12 protein-coding genes are annotated in these 21,545 nt (G+C 42.2%); all 12 read right to left on the bottom strand.

The annotated features are described in order from the left end of the window. Position 1 precedes the first annotated feature (1 nt). A complete protein-coding gene (locus K8P02_RS00680; protein WP_002559309.1) occupies positions 2-1,069 on the bottom strand; it encodes a DUF1573 domain-containing protein in 1,068 nt (355 codons plus the stop codon). A 264-nt stretch (positions 1,070-1,333) separates the two neighbouring features. After that, positions 1,334-7,003, bottom strand: coding sequence for an alpha-2-macroglobulin family protein (locus K8P02_RS00675; protein WP_025867859.1), 5,670 nt, complete (start codon positions 7,001-7,003; stop codon positions 1,334-1,336). Between the two features lie 140 nt (positions 7,004-7,143). Continuing rightward, the gene (locus K8P02_RS00670; protein ID WP_002559307.1) at positions 7,144-7,518 is read right to left on the bottom strand and encodes a HepT-like ribonuclease domain-containing protein; all 375 of its coding nucleotides are present in this window, start codon (positions 7,516-7,518) and stop codon (positions 7,144-7,146) included. Beyond that, positions 7,502-7,795: a nucleotidyltransferase family protein gene (locus K8P02_RS00665; RefSeq protein WP_025867858.1), complete on the bottom strand. Its 294-nt coding sequence runs from the start codon at positions 7,793-7,795 to the stop codon at positions 7,502-7,504. Before K8P02_RS00665 ends, K8P02_RS00670 begins: the two co-directional genes overlap by 17 nt. A gap of 99 nt (positions 7,796-7,894) precedes the next feature. Then, a complete protein-coding gene (locus K8P02_RS00660) occupies positions 7,895-8,908 on the bottom strand; it encodes a porin (RefSeq protein ID WP_025867857.1) in 1,014 nt (337 codons plus the stop codon). A gap of 212 nt (positions 8,909-9,120) precedes the next feature. Further along, a complete protein-coding gene (locus tag K8P02_RS00655) occupies positions 9,121-10,146 on the bottom strand; it encodes a hypothetical protein (RefSeq protein ID WP_025867855.1) in 1,026 nt (341 codons plus the stop codon). Positions 10,147-10,180: 34 nt separating this feature from the next. Next, on the bottom strand, positions 10,181-11,902 hold the full coding sequence (locus K8P02_RS00650) for a hypothetical protein (protein WP_025867854.1): 1,722 nt from the start codon (positions 11,900-11,902) through the stop codon (positions 10,181-10,183). A gap of 10 nt (positions 11,903-11,912) precedes the next feature. Beyond that, complete coding sequence (locus K8P02_RS00645; protein ID WP_025867853.1) at positions 11,913-13,415, bottom strand: dockerin type I repeat-containing protein; 1,503 nt, start codon at positions 13,413-13,415, stop codon at positions 11,913-11,915. 9 nt (positions 13,416-13,424) lie between these two features. Continuing rightward, positions 13,425-15,092: a dockerin type I repeat-containing protein gene (locus K8P02_RS00640; RefSeq protein WP_223381882.1), complete on the bottom strand. Its 1,668-nt coding sequence runs from the start codon at positions 15,090-15,092 to the stop codon at positions 13,425-13,427. Between the two features lie 24 nt (positions 15,093-15,116). Continuing rightward, positions 15,117-18,278, bottom strand: a complete 3,162-nt coding sequence (locus tag K8P02_RS00635; protein ID WP_223381879.1) for an SUMF1/EgtB/PvdO family nonheme iron enzyme — start codon at positions 18,276-18,278, stop codon at positions 15,117-15,119. Positions 18,279-18,324: 46 nt separating this feature from the next. Continuing rightward, positions 18,325-19,977, bottom strand: coding sequence for a carboxypeptidase regulatory-like domain-containing protein (locus tag K8P02_RS00630; protein ID WP_223381867.1), 1,653 nt, complete (start codon positions 19,975-19,977; stop codon positions 18,325-18,327). Between the two features lie 17 nt (positions 19,978-19,994). Continuing rightward, the gene (locus K8P02_RS00625) at positions 19,995-21,530 is read right to left on the bottom strand and encodes a hypothetical protein (protein ID WP_155921472.1); all 1,536 of its coding nucleotides are present in this window, start codon (positions 21,528-21,530) and stop codon (positions 19,995-19,997) included. Positions 21,531-21,545: the final 15 nt, after the last annotated feature.

The following is a 21,545-nucleotide window of genomic DNA, read 5'->3' as shown; positions in this document are numbered from 1 at the left end:
GTTATCGTTTTATATTAATTTCTACTTTCGGTCGTGCCGGGTCATTCGTGATCATCAGAATACGCAAGTGATGTTTCTTCTTGCCTGTATTCTTTTTATGAATGGTAACCCGCAGCTTGGTACTTGCACCCGGTTGAAGAACCGTCTTTTTCAGGCTCACTCCTACCGAGGAATTGAATACCTGCAATTTATTGATCTGCAAAGGTGCTTTACCTGTATTGGTAATAACAATATCATGAGAAGCTTTGTTCTTCTTAGCCAACCGGGCACTGAGGTCAATGTTGGCTTCAGACAAGCGGATGGCAGGTGCATTCAGGCTATCCTGCATGGTCATACCCGAGAAGTCCGGGAGAAGAATAGCCGAAACAGGAATCTCATTCTCCTCGCTCACCTTATCGCCGGCAAAACGAGCCAGATAGACAGAAGTCTGTGTCAGGCCAAGATCCGTGAGTTGTTTCGTATCAAGCGTTAGTTTAATCTTTCCTTTCTTTCCTTTCAGAACCACATCCGGCGTTCTTTCCATTTTCAGGTAAGGAGGAAGATGCATCAGTACAGGTTCGTAAGGACGGTCCGACAAATTCACTACACTGAACGTAATGGTAGGTTTTTCTCCCCGGTGTGCATCCGGAAAATCAAATTCGGTACGGTCCAAACGAATAGAGCCAATGGCGTAGGGATGTGTTTTTGCAAAATCCGTAACTTCCTGCACCACTTCACCTACAAATTTCAGATATACCAGACTGGGTTGTGCATTGCTGTAAATACCAACCGTTTTTTCAAAATGACCAAGGGCTTTGGCATCAAAAGTTGCACTGACAGTACCTTTCTCGCCGGGAGCAATCGGCTTTTTCGTCCAATCGGCAACCGAACAGGCACAAGATGTAGTGACATTGGTCAGTACCAATGGTTTATCTCCGGTATTGGTAATGGTATATTCTACAGTTACAGGATGTTTCCATTCAATTTGCCCAAAGTTATGCGTCTCTTTATTGGACGAAAGACGGGGTTGGGCAATGGCAGACAAAGTAATAATAAAAACAGTTAATATAGAGAGTATACTGCGTTTCATGCTTTATATATTATATTTGAAGCACAAATGTAGGAGTTTTCGACGAGATATGGAACGGATTGAAAGGAATATTAATAGTGATTAGCGGTTTAGTGATTAGCAGGCTGCGCTGTTATAACGACAAAACGCAAATTAACGCAGATTGACGCAAAGACAAGAAATTACGACTCTTTCTCTATCATATTCTTTGCGAAAATCTGTGTTAATCTACGTTCCAATACAATCAATATTTTATAATAAGTGCAACCGTCTTCGAATCAGCACTTATTTCACCGTCACTTTCATTGAAGCGGAGTGGGAAACATACTCCGGAGCATAAGCACTCTGGAGCGTTGCCAATCCGGTTTCATACGTTCCGGAACGACTGACACGGTAGCTGTATTCCAATACAAAGACTCCCTTACCCAATCCGTCGAAGAAGAAATTGGTAGATGCATCTTTTATATCGACATAATATCCAAATCCATTGTTCCAACGATAACCGGAAAGCGTTTCCATAGGTTCAAAGCAAGCAGCACGCTGATCTTTCAGTTGGATGAAATCCATCGGGCGATCCAGGCGAATCGTCAAACGTGAAATAACCTTGTCGCCAACAGCAAGTTCCGTACCGGCTGTAACAGGCTGCAACTGACGAACGTTATTCACCAGACGTTCTACATACAGTTTCTTATCTACATTCAATTCGCCACCCTGCTGTTTCACCTGGCTCATATCTTCCTGATATTGTGCATAAACAGCTCCCCAGGCTATTCCGGCATCTCTTTTCTCAACAGTTACTTTACGGGCGTCTACCACCTTCTTATCAGTAAATGTCTTCTTGATATATCCTAATCCGGGAACGGTTGTCTTGGCAGGTGAAAGTGTTTCCAGCACTTCATTGGCAATAACAATACGTACATCTCCCTGACTTTCGAGCAGATTGGTACCACCTTGCAACAATGCATAAACAGCATCTGCCGTAGTCACCGGAGAGTCCCATGCCTGTGTCTGTTTCTGTTTCAAAAGCCAGAGTTTCATTTCTTCTACCGTTGACGAATCGCCGGAAACAAGTTCAAGGGCTTCCATCACCATCACATGTGCCGGGATTTGCAAACCGCCCCATGAATGCGGATTCTCATTGAAAGCAAAGAACATACCCTGTTCATCCGTCTTTGTCAAAAACTCCTTCAAAGAGGCAATGAACTCCAATGCTTCTTTCTTATGTCCGGCCTTCTCCAGAACAATGGCAGCAAGTGCCTTATCAGTCATAGAACGGGTAGTCAGCGTTTCCGTAACTTTTGAAAGGAAGTAATCGTAAGCTGTCTTATTATCTGCAAGTGGGATCTGCTCACCGGAAATAGCAATAAGGTAGAGATATTTCAATGCTGAAGCAGAAAGCCCTTTCACTTTATCGCCATTCTTCTCTGCCTTACGGATATTTTTATACTCTTCCAGCGCTTCTTTATTGAGGAAGCTGAGAGCAGTACGCTGCATAACCAAAGCATCTCCCTCCAATGGTTTACCAGTCAGCATGGCAAGACGGGCATTCAACTCTACAATATAATTGGTGATATACCGGCTGCCATTCATTCCTTTGTACCATGCCCAGGAACCATCGGGCTGCTGAAGCTCCTTCAGGCGAGTAAGGGCTGTGATATTATTATTGCGTATATTATTCAGGTCGAATAACGTTGCAATACGCTCTTTCTGCTCTTCTTCAGTTTTCGCTTCCATTACCCAGGGAGACTCGGACAAAAGAATATTCTTCACTTCCTGATTCTTTTGCAGGTTGCTAAGGAATGTTTCTTTCGTTCCACCTTGCAGTTTCCAGCTATCAAACACAGCTTTAATACGCGGCTGTGAGTTCATAATGTACGAAGCTAATGTATTTGCATAATAAGCAGTAGCCCAGGAGATAGCATCACTGTTATCGGGCATGCTCAGTGAAGGTAAAGCCTGTATTGCATACCAGGCAGGATTACCGGTGAACTCGATGGTCAGGCGACGGTCGGTTGCCGACTTACTGTGGTCGTTGAACAAACTATCGAGTGAGAAAACCCGTGTCTCTTCTCCACGAACAGGCATCGGCACAGTCTCTACCAGATTGGCTTTATTACTGAGTACCGGTAACAGATGCTGTTCACCATCACTGAACGAACCACCGTCAGCAATCATACGGCACCCCAATACATCATACTTATCCGTAACGGTAAACAAGAAATTAACACCTGTAGTACGTCCGGCTTCTACAGCAAACTTCTGTTTCTGTGTACTGATTATCTTCTCCGTCATCGGATCAAAGAGAATAAAGCTGACTGTTCCGGCAAGGTTCTTTCCGGTAAGGTTTGCTACTGAGGCAGCAACAGAGGTCTTATCACCTACACGGACAAAACGGGGCAGATTCGGTGTCAGCATAAACTCTTTGCTGGTCACTGCCGATCCGTCGATCATTCCAGTCAGCATGCCTTTAGTATGGGCATATCCACGGAAGTTCCAGCGGGTAAGGCTTTGTGGCATAGTAAATGAGAACGAAACTTCGCCCTGCTCATTGGTCCGAAGTTGTGGATAGAAGAAAGCTGTTTCCGCAAAGTTTGTACGTAGTTCTTCCGTAGCCTCGGGAAGAGTTTCTCCCGCTGCTCCTTCTGCCAGTTCTTCTGTGAAGGCAACATCTGCTTTATCACTGACAGCTTGCTTATATGCCATAGACATCATCGGAGCATTTGATTCAGCTTTCGCTAAGCCTCGTATTCTTACTCCACCCCGCCTCGTATTATAGACCGAAAGCAGCTCTTCAACTCCCGAAAAAATAACAATAAACTGATCATATACCATAGGAGCTACCTTCAGGCTCTTATACGGAAACCAATAATTATAAGAGTTCATTCCCCAATACCCATCCATCCAACGGGTAGTAGGTACTGAGAGGTTATAAAATACCTGCAAGCTCTGATCTCCTTTCCATATTTTATCCAACGAAGCATCGTACATGGTGGCTAACATCTCGGCCATGGCCGGCATTCCTTGTGGAGTTTTAATCGTGAGTTTCCACTCTTCCTCCTGACCGGGACGCAATTTGTCACGGAATACTTCCCACTTCATCGTCAAGGTTTTGTCCGGCAGACGCTTCGTCATTCTCACCGTTTGCTGATTGACTCCACCGTCTTTTACAAAACAGAATGTAGCAGACAATCCATTGCCATACGACTCTTTATAGGGGAATTCAAAACGTTCAATAGAATCGGACAGGCGCAATATCCTGCTTTCGAGCATTGTATTGCCACTGAACAGATTCATCATGACGTATGCATCTTTCTTTGAAGTACCCAAATAGAATACAGCCGGATGCGCAGCATCAAACGATGTATTCTCGGCATAATACCATACCGGAATATTTACCGGAGGACGTTTGTCTGCAGTTGAGAAGAGAATCACTTCTTCTTTATTAGTCACTTCTCGTCCCTGGTCATCTTTTGCAGACATCACTAACAGATATTCTCCCGAAGGCACAGAGGCCCATCCCGGAAGAAGTGTCTCCTTATTGGATACAAATGTTCCGGTAAAAGCCGGAGTACCCTTTATCACATCTTCGGATTTTGCACCGTCTGCAACCGGATACAGTTTGTAAGTTCCTTCTACGCTCACGGGCTGCCCATCAAGATTGGTAGCAATAAAAGTAAGCCGGATAGAATCATCTTTGCATAGAGGATTCTGAATGTTAGCTCCCAATGTCATGGAGCGATTTCCTACACTCACGTTATAAGAGGAGGTCTGTGTTTCTCCTGCCAGATTAGTGACCGTTGCATCTATCCGGAAAACATAATACCCTAAATCCATCTTCTTATCACCTTCCAGCAACACCGGAACAGTGAATTGTCCGTCTTCGTTGAGTAACACACTCCCCGAAGCAATGGGTTCTACACCCGTCTGTACTCCTCTCCAACCGAATCGTAAAAAACGGGTAACGGTGTAATTTACCGGTAAATCCTGCAACGAAACACCACTAAAGGTCTTAACAGCACCTTTTACCTCTACCTTATCACCTAAGCTATAAGATCCTGTCAGTTTATCGAAAGTAATATCAAAGGTAGGACGTTTGTACTCTTCCACGCGAATCGTTGTTGTACCTTTTTCTGTAGAAAGTGTAAATGTACCGTTCATACAGGCAGCGGGCAATGTAAAATCTGTTGCAAAAGAACCAAACTCATTGGTCCGAAGTTCTCTCCTGCCTACTTCTTGTCGGTTGGCATCGGTAAGAGTCAACGTATAAGTACGGTTAGCTAACACATTGGCTGTATCCGGTTGCTGCTCATAAGCAATTCCTTTCACATAAACCGTCTGTCCCGGACGATAGAGCAAACGATCTGTCAGTAGTTTCACATAATCAGTAGGTTTATTATCAGCATAGTAGGTATAATTGCCTCCGTAGATACCTTGCAGAGGCATTGCCATATCCTGTCCTTTGGTAGCAGTGAGGTAACGATATTCTCGTTTATAAGGGAACTTAGCTTTTCCTTCTGCATTGGTAGTGAACTCCGTCAGTTTCTTTTCATCATTCGTATAAAGAGTAATGAGCGCTCCTTCAACAGGCTGCCCGCTCATACAATCGAGGGCTACTACTTCATACTGATCACCCGGCAAACGTAATGTCAATACCTTGAAGCATGTCACATTCAGTTTGCTTTCACTGTTTTCTCTTGCTTTGCTATCGGGAACAATACGCATCACATAGCTACCTTCTGCGGGAGCTTTGAAGGTGAAAACAGTATCCTGCTCCTGATAGTTTTCGGGACGAAGCAAAGAATAATGTTCTTCTGCCACTAACTTTTTCTCTTGATATAGACGTACAGTAAAGCCATCCAGATTCTTGTGGTTGACTATCAACTTCATGTCGGCACCGGGATAAACGACTTCATCAGCACGTACATACAAAGCGGGATTCAGAATCTCCAGTTTCAGATTCTTTAAAGCATTGATACGTTTGTAGCCCGGATACAACCTGACAGCCTCATCACAAATCTGTAAAGCCATTGCCTGTTGTCCTTTCTCAATAGCATATCTTGCTTTAGCCAAATAAACTTCTGCACAAATATCATGAGATTTAAACTCAGTCCGTAATTTGTCAAGTCCCGCCAGATAGGGGTCTTGCGTCAACCCTATCAACTTTTGCGGTGCACGGTAGGGTACAAAGGTATTATCGGAGTTACGCCGCCAGTCCAGGTAATTGAGCATGGTGAGCACGTAGCCATCATCCATATTAACTCTTTTGTAAGTATCAAGCATCTCCTGGTAGATATTCTCAATGCCGGCATTCACAACAGAGTCTTTATCCAGCCCGTTTACATTTCTCAATGCATCTACTCCACGGCTGCCCAGCAGATGAAGCATATCGTGTCGATAATATTCGCTGGCATCACCTAACTCTACAAACGGGATATAGATACGTGCGGACGTAGCCAATAACAACTCTTTGTCTTTCAAAGCCTCTGTGGTATGCTGCATCACCTGTTGCACAAACATATTTCCGCTCCATTCACGTATATCAGCGGAAGGAGTTTCATCCACAATATTCGGCCGTTGGAATATCTGCCAGCGGTTACGGGAGGCATAGTCGGAGTAGATACCCGCTATCAGCGAATTCAGTACGGCACGGTCCATCGGTTTTTCCGCAGTCTTAGCCCACTGCTCCAGCCCGTTCAGGCTTACATAAAAGCTATCGGGAGTCAGCATCTCGCGATACTTCATCCGCCATGTGTAAGCTTTCAGCATTTGCGGAGAGTTTTTCTCTGTTTCCGCCTTCTTATAAATCTCGTTTGTCAACTGAATAACTGTTTGTGGCAGACTTTTCTGTTCAGCCTGATCCACTTGTTTCCATAACTTGTCAAACGTCTGCGCATTTGCCCAGGGGGCTACTCCTAAAGCAAGCAATACCATCATGCAAATCTGTTTTATTCTCATATGTTCAAAGTTTAAGTCACTTTATATTAGAACAAAGAAACAGAATAAAGTTTAAAGAATGGCACTTTTTAGCTTAAAAAAATGTAGGGTCTAAAAAAGACCCTACATTTTTATATAATTCTCTATCGTATATTATTGAATTATAATTCTTCCTTTATAAGCAATATTGTCTCTTTCAAAGGAGGAAGGTGTTTACGTATCACTGTCCAGATAATTTCATAATCAATATTGGCATATTCATGCGAAATAATATTCCGTAAACCAATCACTTTACGCCAGGGAATCTGCGGATACCGGATAAACAAAGCCTGTCTGGTCTTATCGTCAATGGCTTTTATTGTCTCACCAATAACCTGCAAACGCAAAATACAAGCATCAAGTATTGTCATCCCCCACGGGGTTTGCAAGAAATCATCAATATTCTGATAACTCTTACACCGCTCCTCAATCACTTCAACAGACTCTAATATTTGAGCTAACTTATCCGTAATTTCCTCTTTAAATGTAGATTCCATCCTGTTCTATTCTTTTAAGCAATAAATCACGCAACCCTTTTCGCAAACGAAGCAAATCAACTTTGCAGCCACACAGAGATTCAAGTGCTTCCCGAATATCAAACATCGTGAACGGATCTGCCTCTTCCAACTCTACGAACACATCTAAATCGCTATCCAACCGATGCTCTCCCCGGGCAACAGAACCAAAAATACCGATTGAACGAATGCCATATTTAGAGGCAAACCTCTCTTTAAATTGCCTAACATCAGCTATATATTCATTTTTAGTTTTCATCATTCATTCTCAACTATTAGTAACATGATGCGTAAAGATACAAACTATTGAATAAATAACCGAATCTTTTGAGAAAAAACAAATAGTTATCCTCTTCAGTCAAAACCGTACCTGCACCTGAGCTTGTACCAGATCCGAAGGATCGTTATGTTTCGGACTCAAACGAGTGTATTGAACCTGAAGACGACACTTCGGATAAAACCAGTATTGTAAACCAACCATATAATTTGATTGCTTATCTTCTGCAATGACATCCCGGTTTAAATATTCACAAGAAGCAACGGCTTCCACATTACGAATAATCCGGACACATCCCGTAGCATATCCCCCGTTACTTTTCACATCAGCATCTTTGCCTAACATAAATTCCGTACGCAGGCTTGCCTTTTCTCCTGTTAAGAAAGCTCCCACACTCCAACGGTTGCGCCGGTAGTTTTCACCCGGTTTTATTCCATGAATTGGTACTCCCGCAACCGAATGTCCCTTACCGATAACAAAGGAAGTACCCACAGTAAACCACTCTAAAGGGTTCACCGACAGATAGCCCACTACATCCTTTTGAGAATTCTTATCTTTTGTATTTATACCTTGCCCGTTCATCAACGCCACTTTATAAGTCAGCAGTTTTTTAAACAAATCGCCATAAATCATCAAACCAATATCCCGCCCCCCGCTTGCAGAGCAAAGAGTATCACTTCCATTGATACCAACCAGGTAACATGCCGGCAAAGAATAGCAATTTATCAGCTCTACCGTTGTAGGTGATAACTGATTTTCCATGGTATAGGGTGTTTTAAACTGCCCTATGCGAACAGACAGCCCCGGCAGGAACTGATAACTTGTATATAATTCCTGCAGAGAACTGACAGCAAAGTCATACATAAAATAACATGACCAACGTTCTGTAATCTTCCCGTCTGCCATAAAAATAACCCGTTTGATATCAAATGTATTATCCGGATCGGCTGCATTGTTATAGGTATATCCCAACTGGGCATATGCCGATAAGTTAATACGTTCTTTCAGGGTATTCACCACTTTACCCAATGTCTCTTGTGCTGCCAGGTTAATAGGAAGCAGAAGGATAAATATAAAAAGGAGTGTGTTTCGCATAGTAGTTTTTATAAATGAAAACTATAAACCGATCTATTGTCCGGAATGCGCAAATGTATATAAAATTATTCTTTTTCGTACCAAAACAAATCGTTACTTTTATAAAACACGAACAAAAAGTCAGAAAGATGAAAAATTAAAAAGTACATGGGATGATCTTTATAAATCATCCCATGTACATATAGTTCTTTAACAAAAGAAGAGTCCAAAACTCACTCTCCTATTTTTACCACACCTGTCCCATCATCATAGAATACGGCAGGCCCCAGAAAAGCAGGCATCGGGCAAGTAGAATAATCATCATCGCTGCAACTGAAACGATTGTGTGTAATATATTCATATTTAACCATCAATTCCTGCTCATCTTTACACAACCAGTAATTTCGATGAAAACGATCTTCGTTGGCATAATCGTAACTATCAAAACAGGGATACAGCCTCGAATATTCCAATATAAGCTGCCCTTTGTGATTCATCAAAACATAAAATCCGTGTTTCTGTATTGTAACGCCAGACTGATAGGTTTCATCTCTCCTGCAAAAATCCCTGAAACTCATATATTCTATACCATTCAGTTCAAAAGGTTTAGTTCCTGCCTGACTTACCAATGAAAGCATTTTAGGTTTCTCTGTGTTTTCTTCCATCTTCTTTTCTTTGACGATTTCAACCTCCTCCCGATTCTTTGCCAAGCTCCTCGGTCCCGACATAAAATGGAAAAGGACAGTAGCATCCCAACGAAACAAAGTCCTTATACCTTGATCAATTTTCAATTGTCTATTTACAACATCCATTCCGGAGTAACAGAACCTCCAGCCTTGTTCTTGTTTAGATTCAATCAATCTTAATATTTCAAGCCCCCAATGCCCTTTAACCGTATTGTTTCGTCCTCCGGAGATTATATTTATAGAAACAGTGTCCTCCCGGTTTGAAATACCTCGCTGAACCTTTTCTATAAAAGTATCAAGTACATAATAAGTACATCCATATCTATAATAAGAGGGTTCCTTATCAAACTCAATATCTTCCAAAGGGGCAACTTCCGTAAGATCCATCTCGTCTATAAGAATCTCATAGCTACCGTTATTATAACTCACCAACGTGAAATAATGAAAAAAAACATCTACAGAGGCTCGCTCTCTATGAGTCTTTAAAAACGAGTTGACATATTTCAAGACCTCTTCTTTCAAACATTCCTGATGTTGCAAGGTCTCTATCAGAAAAAGATAATATTTAGCCATATCATCTAATCATTATTTCACAACAAACTTAGTTTCATTGTAATACGAGCTTCCGTACATAGATCAGCTTCCTGGCTCGAGAGACTCTCACAATCAGCACGGAAGGAAATTCCACCCCGGGTATTACAAGTTGTTCTCCAGTACCGGATTCCGAATAAATGTTACGACCCTCTACATTAAAGACTTCGACAAGATCACCAACAGACGTGCCGCGAATCAGACAGACACCCTCCTGACATATACAGGATATTCCGTTTGTGTTCTCATTTTCAATGCCCACGCCTTCTTTTATATCTATGGCATAACTTGCATCTTCTTGCGTTATCTTTTCCTCCGACGGAGTGACCAATAGCGCTTCACTCAGTATAACACCATAACTCCCTTCCTTCAGCTCCGGATCAGCCTTCACCTTAATGGCTACCACTGCACCACTGTTACCTTTGAAGGTAGCATTCTGCATGGAAACTACCACCACTCTGTAACTGCCATCGTCTTTCTTTCGGAAATTGATCTGGTGCGAGCTCTTCTTGCGATCTGTCAATTGGATGGAGGGAGCCCACTCATCATCTTCATTATACGCTTCGACAATGCTAATGCCTTCGGGAAACTTTATTTTAAACTCAAAAGCGCAGATATCCCGATCGTTCACCATATCAATATTACATATCCCTTCAGCGCCGGGAGCCAATGCCATCGCGGGAATAGACAGCGCAACCGGACCGGTTACGTCACCTCCTCCACCGGTGTTTTCAATATAAATACGATCAGTAAACTCCGGCTGTTTAATCGAAATCCCCGGCCTTCCATTCAGTAATGGAACAATAACAATATCCTTAACAGCCACCTCGTAACTTCCGGTAGTCACAGTAGAGGCAACCGATACCTTCATATCTACCAAAGCTCCGCTTGTACCGCTAAGTGCCTGATTCTTCATGGAAAGAAGCACCACCATATAGCTACCGTCTTCCTGCTCATTACAGCTCAGCCAATGGCTACTCTTTTTGCGATCGGTCAGCGTGATAGCCGGTACGGTTTCATCATCTTCGTTCTTCATAGTACACAGGGTGACACCCTCCGGAAGCTTCACATTAAACTGCAGAGCAGTTACTTCCGTTTCATTGGTCAGGTTCAAAGAAATAGTCTGCTCCGTTCCTGCTTTCAAGCTACCGGCAGCCAAAGACAATTGAGCCGACCCTGTATCACCACTCGAATTATTGACAGAGACATGCCCCGTAAAGTCCGGTTGCTTAATCGTAGTTCCCGGTCTTTCGTTTTCTAACGGGACAATGATAATCTGGCTTACCGCCAGATCGTAACTTCCCGTAGGCAACATAGAAGAGACGGCAACGGATATATTAACCAATGCTCCCTCTTCTCCACTAAATGCCTGATTTTTCATAGAAAGGATGACCACCGTGTAACGTCCATCCTCCCGTCGGTTGCAACTTAAAGAGTGGCTACTCTTTTTGCGATCGGTTAGCGTAATGGCAGGCACCTCCTCTTCGTCTTCATTGATTATGGTGTTCACAGACAAACCTTCCGGTAGCATCACATCAAACTGTAAAGCAGTCACCGGAAGAGAATTAACCAAATCGAAAGAAAGTGTCGTATTAGTACCTGCCGACAACGTAGCAGGTGCTAAAGTCAGTTGTGCCGTTCCGGCTGCAGAAGCGTTGTTTTCCGCCTGCACAAGTGCTGTATAAGCAAAAAGAAAAAAGCAAATACAGGCTAATCTCACTATAAATCTCTTCATCATTTCAGTCTATTTATTGTTTATCCAATATTAACTGGACAGTAGCAACCGCATCATCTACCGATACCTGTCCATCTCCATTCAGATCGGCATTACCCTCCACAAATGAAACAGAAGACTTGCCTAAGATATGATTGACGATCGCAACTACATCTGCCGTATCCACAGAACTATCGCCATTGGCATCTCCTTTTACAATATCAGGAGATATTCCCCCTCCCTTTGTCACCACAGCTGTCACCACCAACGAAGGCAATTTGCCTTCCATCTGAGAAAAGACCTGAATAACTTCTCCCTCCTTCATTGCCCCAAGTGATACTTCCCACGAGTTATCGAGTATAGTCGACGAATAGATGCCTTCACCGGCTATCACTGTAATTTTTCCTCCCGTAGGGGCTGTCCCTTTAGCCAAACATTTACTGCCGGCTTCACACGAAGTGACAGTCGGATAATCGGTCTGTGCTTTCAAATAAGGATAAGATTCCCCCTCGACAATGGTCCATGTGTTATTGAAATCCCAGCCGATACCAATATACGTAGTAGACCGCTTCAACGTTTTTTCGCCATAAGAGGTCCCATTCGATTCGTTATCTTCAGCAACAATTTCCTTTCCGTTCTGGATGAGTCGAGTTTTGGCCCAAGCGAGATTACCTGCGTCAACTTGTATAGAAATACGATATGGAGTAGAAGAAGTAGCACGAACCTCATCAGCGATACAAACGTTATTTGAAATCTTATTATAATAACTATAGCCATCTATGCCTACAATTCCACCAACATACTCTCTACCTTCTATACTACCAGTCACATAATTATATGTAATTACAGTATTGGAATTAGACAGCCCACCAGAAATTCCTCCTACGCGCTGACCTGTTGCAGATATATCACCCGAAAAAATATTATTCGTTACTGATCCATAGCTTAGGCTTCCTACTACTCCCCCGACATAGTCCGTCCCTCCCGTAACAACAGCATTGCAATAACATCCTGTTATAATACTACCTTTATTAAAGTATCCTACAATCCCTCCAACAGTAGAATTTCCAGTAATACTTCCCCCTATAATGACACAATTAGTGATATCTCCCTGTGCACCTGTAATTCCTCCTACATTATTCCGGCCTTTTATTATTGGTTTAACTAATGTAGCATTACTGATTTTCCCTTTATTCACATATCCAAATAATCCTATATTGTCAAGAGACGAACGATCTATTTTTAAACCATAGATACATTGGTTATTGCCATCAAAAATTCCGGTAAATGGCGCAGTGGAAGTTCCAATAGGTGCCCATCCAGCGGTTGGATTATTGTCATTGATCCATTCCGTAAGATCAATGTCATTCATCAATCTGTAGAAAGCTGCTAAATCATTCCTTATTTCCGACAACTCATATGCATCGGTTATCTGATAAGGGTCATTGGCTGTGCCTGAGCCTTTTCCACTAAACTGCGCTTGGGCCCCTACAGTAAACAGAAGTAAGCACAAAAGAACTAAATATTTTCTCATCATTCTTATTATTTATTGTTTATCTAAAATCAACTGGACAGTAGCAACCGCATCATCTACCGATACCTGTCCATCTCCATTTAAATCGGCATTGGCATCTACAAATGAGGATGAAGATTTGCCTAAGATATGATTGACGATCGCAACTACATCGGCCGTATCCACAGAACTATCGCCATTGGCATCACCCTTTAAAATCTCCGGAGTATCCCCACCACCAGCCGTTGCTACAGCTGTAACAAGGATAGATGGCATCAATCCATCATAACGAGTCATGACTTTCGCCGTTGTACCTTTGGATATAGCACCTAATGTCACCGACCACTTATTATCAAGAATATACGATTCATAAACAATGTTTCCAACCATAACATATATGCCACCATTTCCTGTAGCTGTACCCGAAATACTTACTTTATTACCCGCTGTAAAAGAAGTCACTGTAGGAGGGGTACTTTGTTTCTTATTATAAGGGAAAGTTTGTCCTTCAACAATAGCCCATTGATTGGAGAAATCAAAACCCAGACCTTCATACGTACTTTGTTTCTTCAACGTTTTTAGTCCGTAGCCCGTCCCATTATAATTATTATCTTCCACAGTGACCGATTTTCCGTTAACAAACACTTTGGTACCCGAATAGGCAAAGTTATTAGGCCAAGGTTCATCAGCAATCCGATATACAGTGCTTAATGCAAATATAGAATCCGCAATATTTACATTATATTTAACGGTACGTTCTTTTTCTTTATAAAGTTCTTTATATTGACCTATTATTCCACAGACATTTGAGCCACTACTTTTTATTGTTCCTGTTACTAAATTTCGTTCAATATTGTAGCATGACTTCAAGAAATTATAATCCTGAGCATATCCTATTGACCAACCAACTATACCACCCGCTACAGACTTAACATTCATTATTCCTGCAAATACATTATCATCTAACAAGACTTGATAAGTTGCTCCAACACCACTAGAGTAAGAAGAATAATGATAGTAATATTGTCCTGAACAAATTTTCCCACAGATTCCCCCTGTATTTATACCCGAAGAAGTTATTATGGAAGACGCATAACATCCGACAACGGACATTAGAAATACGGGGGTTTCACCATATTGAAAATTATAATCCGAAGGTTCAATGACTCCAACAACTCCCCCAACATTTTCTTTTCCAGAAATACTCCCCCCTATAATAATCACATTTTTTATTGTATTCATATTTTCTGCTATGTCGGCAGAACTATTATAACCACATTTCCCGACTACTCCTCCAACATTATTATTTCCTGAGATGATGGGAGATAATAAAGCAACATCATTTATTACAGAAGTTTTAATATAACCAAAAAGGCCTGTATTATCAGAAGAAGGGCGATTTATATACAACCCTTTAATAACTTTGTTATTTCCATCAAACGTCCCATGAAACGGAGTATCTTCATTTCCTATCGGATTCCATCCCTGTGTTGGGTTATCCTCTTCAATCCACTGTTTCAAATCAACATCATTCATCAACTTGTAAGAAGCTGACAAGTCATTCCTCACCTCAAATAATTCATCCGCATTTGTAATCTGATAAGGATCATTGGCAGTACCTGTACCATTTCCACTAAATTGTGCCTTGACCAAAACCGTTGTACACAATAAAAGGCATAACACAAATAGATTCTTCTTCATATTATTATTTTTTTAATTATTCATTTATTCCATTACCAATCTCATTCCTAATATCGGCATACTTTTGGATGGAGCTATAAAGTTTCGCATAGATACCCGGCAGTCATTGACAGCATCACTGTAACTACCTCCACGTATCACATGATTACTGCCCGATGCAGCGCCCGTCGGATTCGTTTGAGATGCGCTACTATAATTAGCATACCAATCCGAACACCATTCCCAGACATTACCACTCATATCATAAATATTCAACTCATTCGGAGATTTCTCCGCAACAGGATGCGTCTTAGCACCGGAGTTTCCACTAAACCAGCCAACAGAGCCACAAGAAGTATTTCCACTCCATCTGGTACCTTCACTGTTGTTTCCACCACGGGCAGCAAATTCCCATTCCGCCTCAGTTGGCATACGGAATCTTTTACCCGTCAATGAATTCAGCTTATTAATAAAAGCCAGACATTGGTCATACGTAATATTGTAAACCGGATAGGTATCTCCACGCCCGTAAGTACTACTTATATTCGGATAACCTCCCGTCACTACATACCATAGATATTGGGTAACCGGAGTTTTACTCATATAGAAAGTAGAAACAGTCACTTTATGAACCGGTTTCTCGTCCGCATTGGCATTTACATCATAATTAGTGCTTGAAGAAGAAGTGGATTGAGCACCCATGTCGAAAGTTCCCCCTGTTACTTTTGCCATATCCAACGTGGTTGAACCATAAGAAGTCTCTACCGTCAAAGTGGTATAAGGGTTCACTTCTTGCTTGGTAGTAGTAAACGAATTTTCCGCTCCATACGTAGTCCCCTTTTCATTAATGGCGTAGGCACGGACATAATACTTCGTTTCGGGAATCAGCCCGGTGGCTGTTTTAGTGAGCGAGGTAACATTTCCGCAAGACAGCTTCTTATCAGATACAGTAGGGAAGGAACTGGTAGAATAACAAAAACCGGCATCTGCCAACGTTCCGTTTCCAAGCGATGTCACTGTTGCCGTAAAGGCAGCAGAGGTATTGCTGATAATACCGAAAGTAATCCCGGACACGGCAGGAGCAGTTACCTCCAACGTGGTGAAAGTCATATCACTACTATAGGCCGTTCCGGCTTCATTGGTGGCATAGGCACGAACATGATACAGTGTATTCTCGGACAGTCCGGTTACCGTACGCCCGAATGCGGAGTTTGATGCACCATAACTGACTTTATTATCATTTATGGTGGGATTGTCTGACAGTCCATAACAGAAACCACAATCCGAAACTTTACCATCGCCATTGTCTGTTACGGAGCAAGCGAGTGAAACCTTTGAAACGCCTATTTCCGATGCAGTCACCGTTGATAAAGCGGGTAAAGTGATTTCATGAGTAGTAGTAAATGTCACATTGTTCCCATAATAAACCGTCCCGCCGGATGTATTGGCATACGCGCGTACATAATAAGCCGTTTTGGGAGACAGCCCCTCCATTCTGCATGCAAAAGTATTGCCGTTGTCCGAAGAAACAGCTTTATATCCTGATATCGTCGGATTACTGGAAGTACTCCAACAAACACCGCGTTCCGTAACGGTATTTCCACCCAAAGCTGTAATCGTCCCCCCACTTGTAGCAGCCTGATGGGTGATACTCGTCACCTGAGCAGTGGTCAAACTCAAATCACCTAATTTTGTTACAAACGTAACTTCATCTCCATAGGAAGTACCTATCTCATTCGTAGCATAAGCCCGGACATGATAAGTAGTATTAGCAGAGAGATTCGTTAAAGTAGAATTGAAAGCACCGGTACTCTGGGTTTTACCAAGTTGGGTTTTAGCCGATAAATCGATAGTCGGATTAGCAGAAGTGCTCCACACATGTCCATATTGAATCAGTGAAGGCACATTACCCAGATTAATAATATTTCCGGAGAAACCGGCTTGCTCCGTACGTATATCAGAAGCGCTGCCCGTCTCTACTGTCGGTTTAGAGGGAGTGCCGGAAGTGTTCAATCTCATCTCATTACTATAGGAAACGCCCTCTGCATTTTCGGCATAAGCCCGTACATAATAGGCTGTATTGGCCTCTAAGCCGGTAAGGTTGTATGTAAAATCCTTGGGAACGATGCAATCTCCCAAATTACAGATCCCCGGTAAGTCTACAGTAGGTTCCTGCTCCGTACTCCAGCAGAAGCCATGACGGGTAACTTTGGCACTACCTATAGAAACAACAGCCCCTTTTAACTGTGCACTGTTGAAAGTTGGATTATCGATAGATATAAAAGATACGGTAGGTTTGGTTTTAGAAGGAATATTCATTTTAACCGGCACGGAGACCGACTGATCACCTACCTTAAGAGAAAGTTCTCCTGTATAATCTCCTGTAGACAACACTGAACGATTGACAGCAACTGTCACGACTTCTGAATAAGTAAATATCCCTTTTGTCTTATCAGGTACAATCCACTCATTGGAAGGAGTAAGAGAATAAGAAATAGTACCTGTACCCGTATTTGTCAATGTCAATTGCATGGAAGAGGTAATGGAACCAAAATCTAACTCTTCGGGAGATAAACTAACAGCAATGCCGGCTACGGACATTGTCACTTTGACTACAGCACTTCCTCCATTGGAAGTTATGGCAATTGTCTGGGAATAATTCCCCCGGCTCAATTCTGTCCGATCCACAGATACGACTACAGAAGATTGTTCGGTCACCGTAGTGTTTCCGGAGGTGGGAAGACAAGACAGCCACTGGGCGTCTTCACTTATTTGCCATTTCAGAGTGCTCTGCCCGCTATTTATGATATTAAGCGTAAGCGTTGTGGCAGATGGCCCAAAATCAAGACTTCCGGGACTGACCGTCAATACCGGTGAGAGAGGTTTTAATTGTATATCAGCCTGCGTTGTCTCGGCAGCCATCACAGTCACCTCTTTCGTATTACTTTGATAATCATCTTTATTCACCTGAATCTTATACAGACCCGCTTCGATTGCATTGAATTCAAAACGTCCGTCACTACCTGTAGAAGAAGTCTTTCCCAAAGGAGTGAGAGAAACAGATGCACCGGAAAGCGGTTCCCCTGTCTGGCTATCACTCACAATGCCCACTAAATCACCGGTCGTATCGATCACATCTTTTGTACACGATCCAATAGCAACCAAAAGTATTAATACAACAACAGCTCTAAGAATTGCTTTCATCATAATTATATAGTAGTTTAATGCCCAATCATCATCACGTTCCAAGCCTTTAACGGACTTTTTCCGAATTATAGATTTGTTTCACCTCGTCAGCACTCAGCATACGGGTTTTATAAACTCTCAGATTGTCTATAGTCAGCGAAACCGGTGACAGCGACGGCTCATATTGGTTTCCTATCTTTCCTCCAAAGACAAATTTAAGTCCTCTATTGTAGTGTTTCGCATCAGACATCCCTTCCGATTCGGAGAATGGATTATCAGATTCGGTTATCTGATCGGTATAAATACCATCTACATACAAGCGAGTCGTAATTGTTGCATAAGTCGTATCATTAAAATCCGAAACCAATGTCACCATATGCCAAGCATCCCCTAAAGAATTATGTACAAACGAAGTCATCTTTGAGTACTGGTAACAAAGGTTATAATGGGTTACTACAAATTTCAAAAAGCCGTTTTCCATCGCTAAAACAAACATGTTGTCGTTCAGTTCCTTCCGAACCACATGGAATATATGACCGTCACTCAATCCTTTTACCCAAAACGAGATACTCATCTTTTTCTGGTCTACCAACCCGTCCGGAATAGACAGATAAGCAGACTCTTTTGCCGGAATCTTTAAGGCTTTTGTTCCATTATAACTATCGACAAACGAACTTCCAATTCCTATTCCGGTCAGTTCCGTCTCAGTCTGATCCATTATTGCATCTTCAAAGGTATAATAGGCATATAAGCCGTTCGTCACATCTATAACAGGAGGATCGGGCGTGTCACCCCCGGCTTCTTCCGCATTGATTGTCACACGAAACGATTCTCCATCTCCTTCTACCAGAATCGTTGTACTCATGCTACCTATCACTTTGGTACGATCCAAATCGACTTTTACTGTACTACTGTTGCCCATGCTTGTAGTGCCTGTTTTTGGGGTTACTTTTATCCAATCCACATCAATACCGGTGACTGTCCAGTTCACATTCCCTGCGTTACCTATATTTTTAATGTCAAATGTCAATGAAGAATAATCTTTGCCAAAGTTGAGCGTATTCGTATTCAGGGCTATTTTGGACGATTTATTCTCTGCCTCGGCAGTGATCTTCAAGGCAAGTGATTCTTTATCCGCATTGATCAGAATCGTCGCCTCTTTGCTCCCCGTCAATCGTTCACGAAGCAAGTTCACTTGTATGGCATGGCTTTTACCGGCTTCTACGGTTCCGGTAGATGGATTTATTTCCAACCAATTCACATTTTCCAAACCGGAAATATTCCAGTTGAATTTAGCTGTACCACGATTAATGATATCAAAAGAGAGGGAAGTGTTTTTTACTCCGAAGTTTAGTGTAGAGACACTTAACACCAATTTGGCATCTGCCTTTATCGGAGTAAGTGTAATATCACCGCTTATCGTTTTCCCGGTCTCAACATTTATCAGTTTGGTATTATTCGTATACCCCTCCTTTTGAGCCTGTAATTCATACTGACCGGGTTCCAAGCTCTGAAATTCAAATGTCCCGTCGCTGCCGGTCGTCCGCGACAGGCCTCCCGGAGTCAATCTCACCGTTACATTACTTAGTATTTCACCAGTAGAGGTATCCGTGACTTTTCCATAAACCCTCCCGGTTAAATCTACCTCATCTTTAGCGCAAGCTGCAAATAAAAAAACAAATAAAAAAAAACAGCAATACCTCACATTCAATATTCTCATGTCCAAATTATTTATATTTAATAAAACTTTACGATTTCCACTTCCGAATTTTTAAACTGAGGCATCGCCTCACCAATATCAGCACCGATGTATGTAGGATCGCATACCGTGTACTTTTGCCCGTTCACCATCACATAATCCCCCTCTACATTTGAAGTGAACCGCACGGCTGTAGCCAGGTGTTTAGGATAATGCAACAACACAACATCAAGGTGTAGCAACCTGCGCACCAGATTGGAATATAAGATAGCCCGATCTTCACAATCCGAATAGGGGTAGTAAAAAGTTTCGTCTACGAAGAAAGGTCTCTCATATCCAAACTGCTCCTCATCCGTCATATATTCAAAGGCTGTCTGCACAAAGTTTATCAGCATATTCGCTGATTCTGCTTCTGATTTACCGGCAATACCCTCTTTTAGGGTCGGTAGTATATCATCCGACAGTACATCACTCATAGGCGTGTTGGCATACATATCCCATTTGCAACTGGGATAATGACTGTACAGATCCATCAAGTTCTGATCCACTTGTGTTTCCACGCTCAGTTGCGGATAACGCTTAGAAATCAAGCGACGAACCGGACTTAGCTTCTGATCCATCAGTTCAATCTTCTCGCGTATCATTACAGAACAGCTTTGAGATTGCGGAGAGAATTTTTGTGGAAATGTATAGTATCCTTCTGTCCCTTTCGGATCATCAATGGTATAGTATCTCTTTCCGTCTAATTTCAAATAAGAGATTTCATAAACATCCTCCTCTATGGCAAGTAACAACACCAGATGGCTACCTTTACGGGCACATTTTACATCATAACCACTTTGCGCCAATAAAAAGACCCGCATCAAGACTGCTTCATTCGAATAATTTCCTCCGAAAAAGGCATTACACAATGTACCTAACATCTGTACATAAGCATAATCACTTAGATGCATCGCTTCGCGCCAAGCCAAACAATCATCTACTACTTTATCCATACGGCCGTCAGCCAGTATTTTCCATTTTGCACTAATTACATTCTCGTCTACACTACTGAGGGTAAACTTATCCCGTTCTTCCAACCTCACCTTCAAAAGAGTACCATAAAAACGGGTATTAAACGTAGGTACAGGAGTGACAGATGGGCGTAAAGGCTGATCGGGTAGCGGATTTGACGGTGTTCCCGGAAGAGGTGCGGGAGTATCAGGCATAATATTTAGTGGAACCCGCGGTTGAGGTTTGGGTATGGTCACAATTCCTTTTACCGGTAACTTTACCGGTAGTGTATTGTGACCATCATCAAACTTTATGACCGGTTTTAGCGGATCCGGGCAGGGAGGAGCTTCAACACCTCTATAATGTTGATACTCTATCCAACGCTGTGCCAAATAATTTGCAAATTCCTTATTACGCTGGGCACGGTAGTTTTCAAACTCAGTACGCCTTTTCTGTCTATATTGCTCAAACTCTTGACGCCTCTGTTGGACATAACGATCATAATCCGTTGTCTGCTGAGCAAAAACGGATATAGAAAAGGAGAAGGACACAAGAAAAAGTAGTAGTAGTTTGTTGTTCATTCGCTTTCGTTTGTT

This window comes from Bacteroides nordii, from assembly GCF_019930665.1.
Lineage (GTDB): Bacteria > Bacteroidota > Bacteroidia > Bacteroidales > Bacteroidaceae > Bacteroides > Bacteroides nordii.
This window is presented reverse-complemented; position numbering and strand designations above follow the sequence as displayed.

Excerpts from the sequence above, each read along its gene's own strand:
- K8P02_RS00680 (WP_002559309.1), bottom strand. The coding sequence starts at position 1,069 with ATGAAACGCAGTATACTCTCTATATTAACTGTTTTTATTATTACTTTG.
- K8P02_RS00675 (WP_025867859.1), bottom strand. The coding sequence starts at position 7,003 with ATGAGAATAAAACAGATTTGCATGATGGTATTGCTTGCTTTAGGAGTA.
- K8P02_RS00670 (WP_002559307.1), bottom strand. The coding sequence starts at position 7,518 with ATGGAATCTACATTTAAAGAGGAAATTACGGATAAGTTAGCTCAAATA.
- K8P02_RS00665 (WP_025867858.1), bottom strand. The coding sequence starts at position 7,795 with ATGAAAACTAAAAATGAATATATAGCTGATGTTAGGCAATTTAAAGAG.
- K8P02_RS00660 (WP_025867857.1), bottom strand. The coding sequence starts at position 8,908 with ATGCGAAACACACTCCTTTTTATATTTATCCTTCTGCTTCCTATTAAC.
- K8P02_RS00655 (WP_025867855.1), bottom strand. The coding sequence starts at position 10,146 with ATGGCTAAATATTATCTTTTTCTGATAGAGACCTTGCAACATCAGGAA.
- K8P02_RS00650 (WP_025867854.1), bottom strand. The coding sequence starts at position 11,902 with ATGATGAAGAGATTTATAGTGAGATTAGCCTGTATTTGCTTTTTTCTT.
- K8P02_RS00645 (WP_025867853.1), bottom strand. The coding sequence starts at position 13,415 with ATGATGAGAAAATATTTAGTTCTTTTGTGCTTACTTCTGTTTACTGTA.
- K8P02_RS00640 (WP_223381882.1), bottom strand. The coding sequence starts at position 15,092 with ATGAAGAAGAATCTATTTGTGTTATGCCTTTTATTGTGTACAACGGTT.
- K8P02_RS00635 (WP_223381879.1), bottom strand. The coding sequence starts at position 18,278 with ATGATGAAAGCAATTCTTAGAGCTGTTGTTGTATTAATACTTTTGGTT.
- K8P02_RS00630 (WP_223381867.1), bottom strand. The coding sequence starts at position 19,977 with ATGAGAATATTGAATGTGAGGTATTGCTGTTTTTTTTTATTTGTTTTT.
- K8P02_RS00625 (WP_155921472.1), bottom strand. The coding sequence starts at position 21,530 with ATGAACAACAAACTACTACTACTTTTTCTTGTGTCCTTCTCCTTTTCT.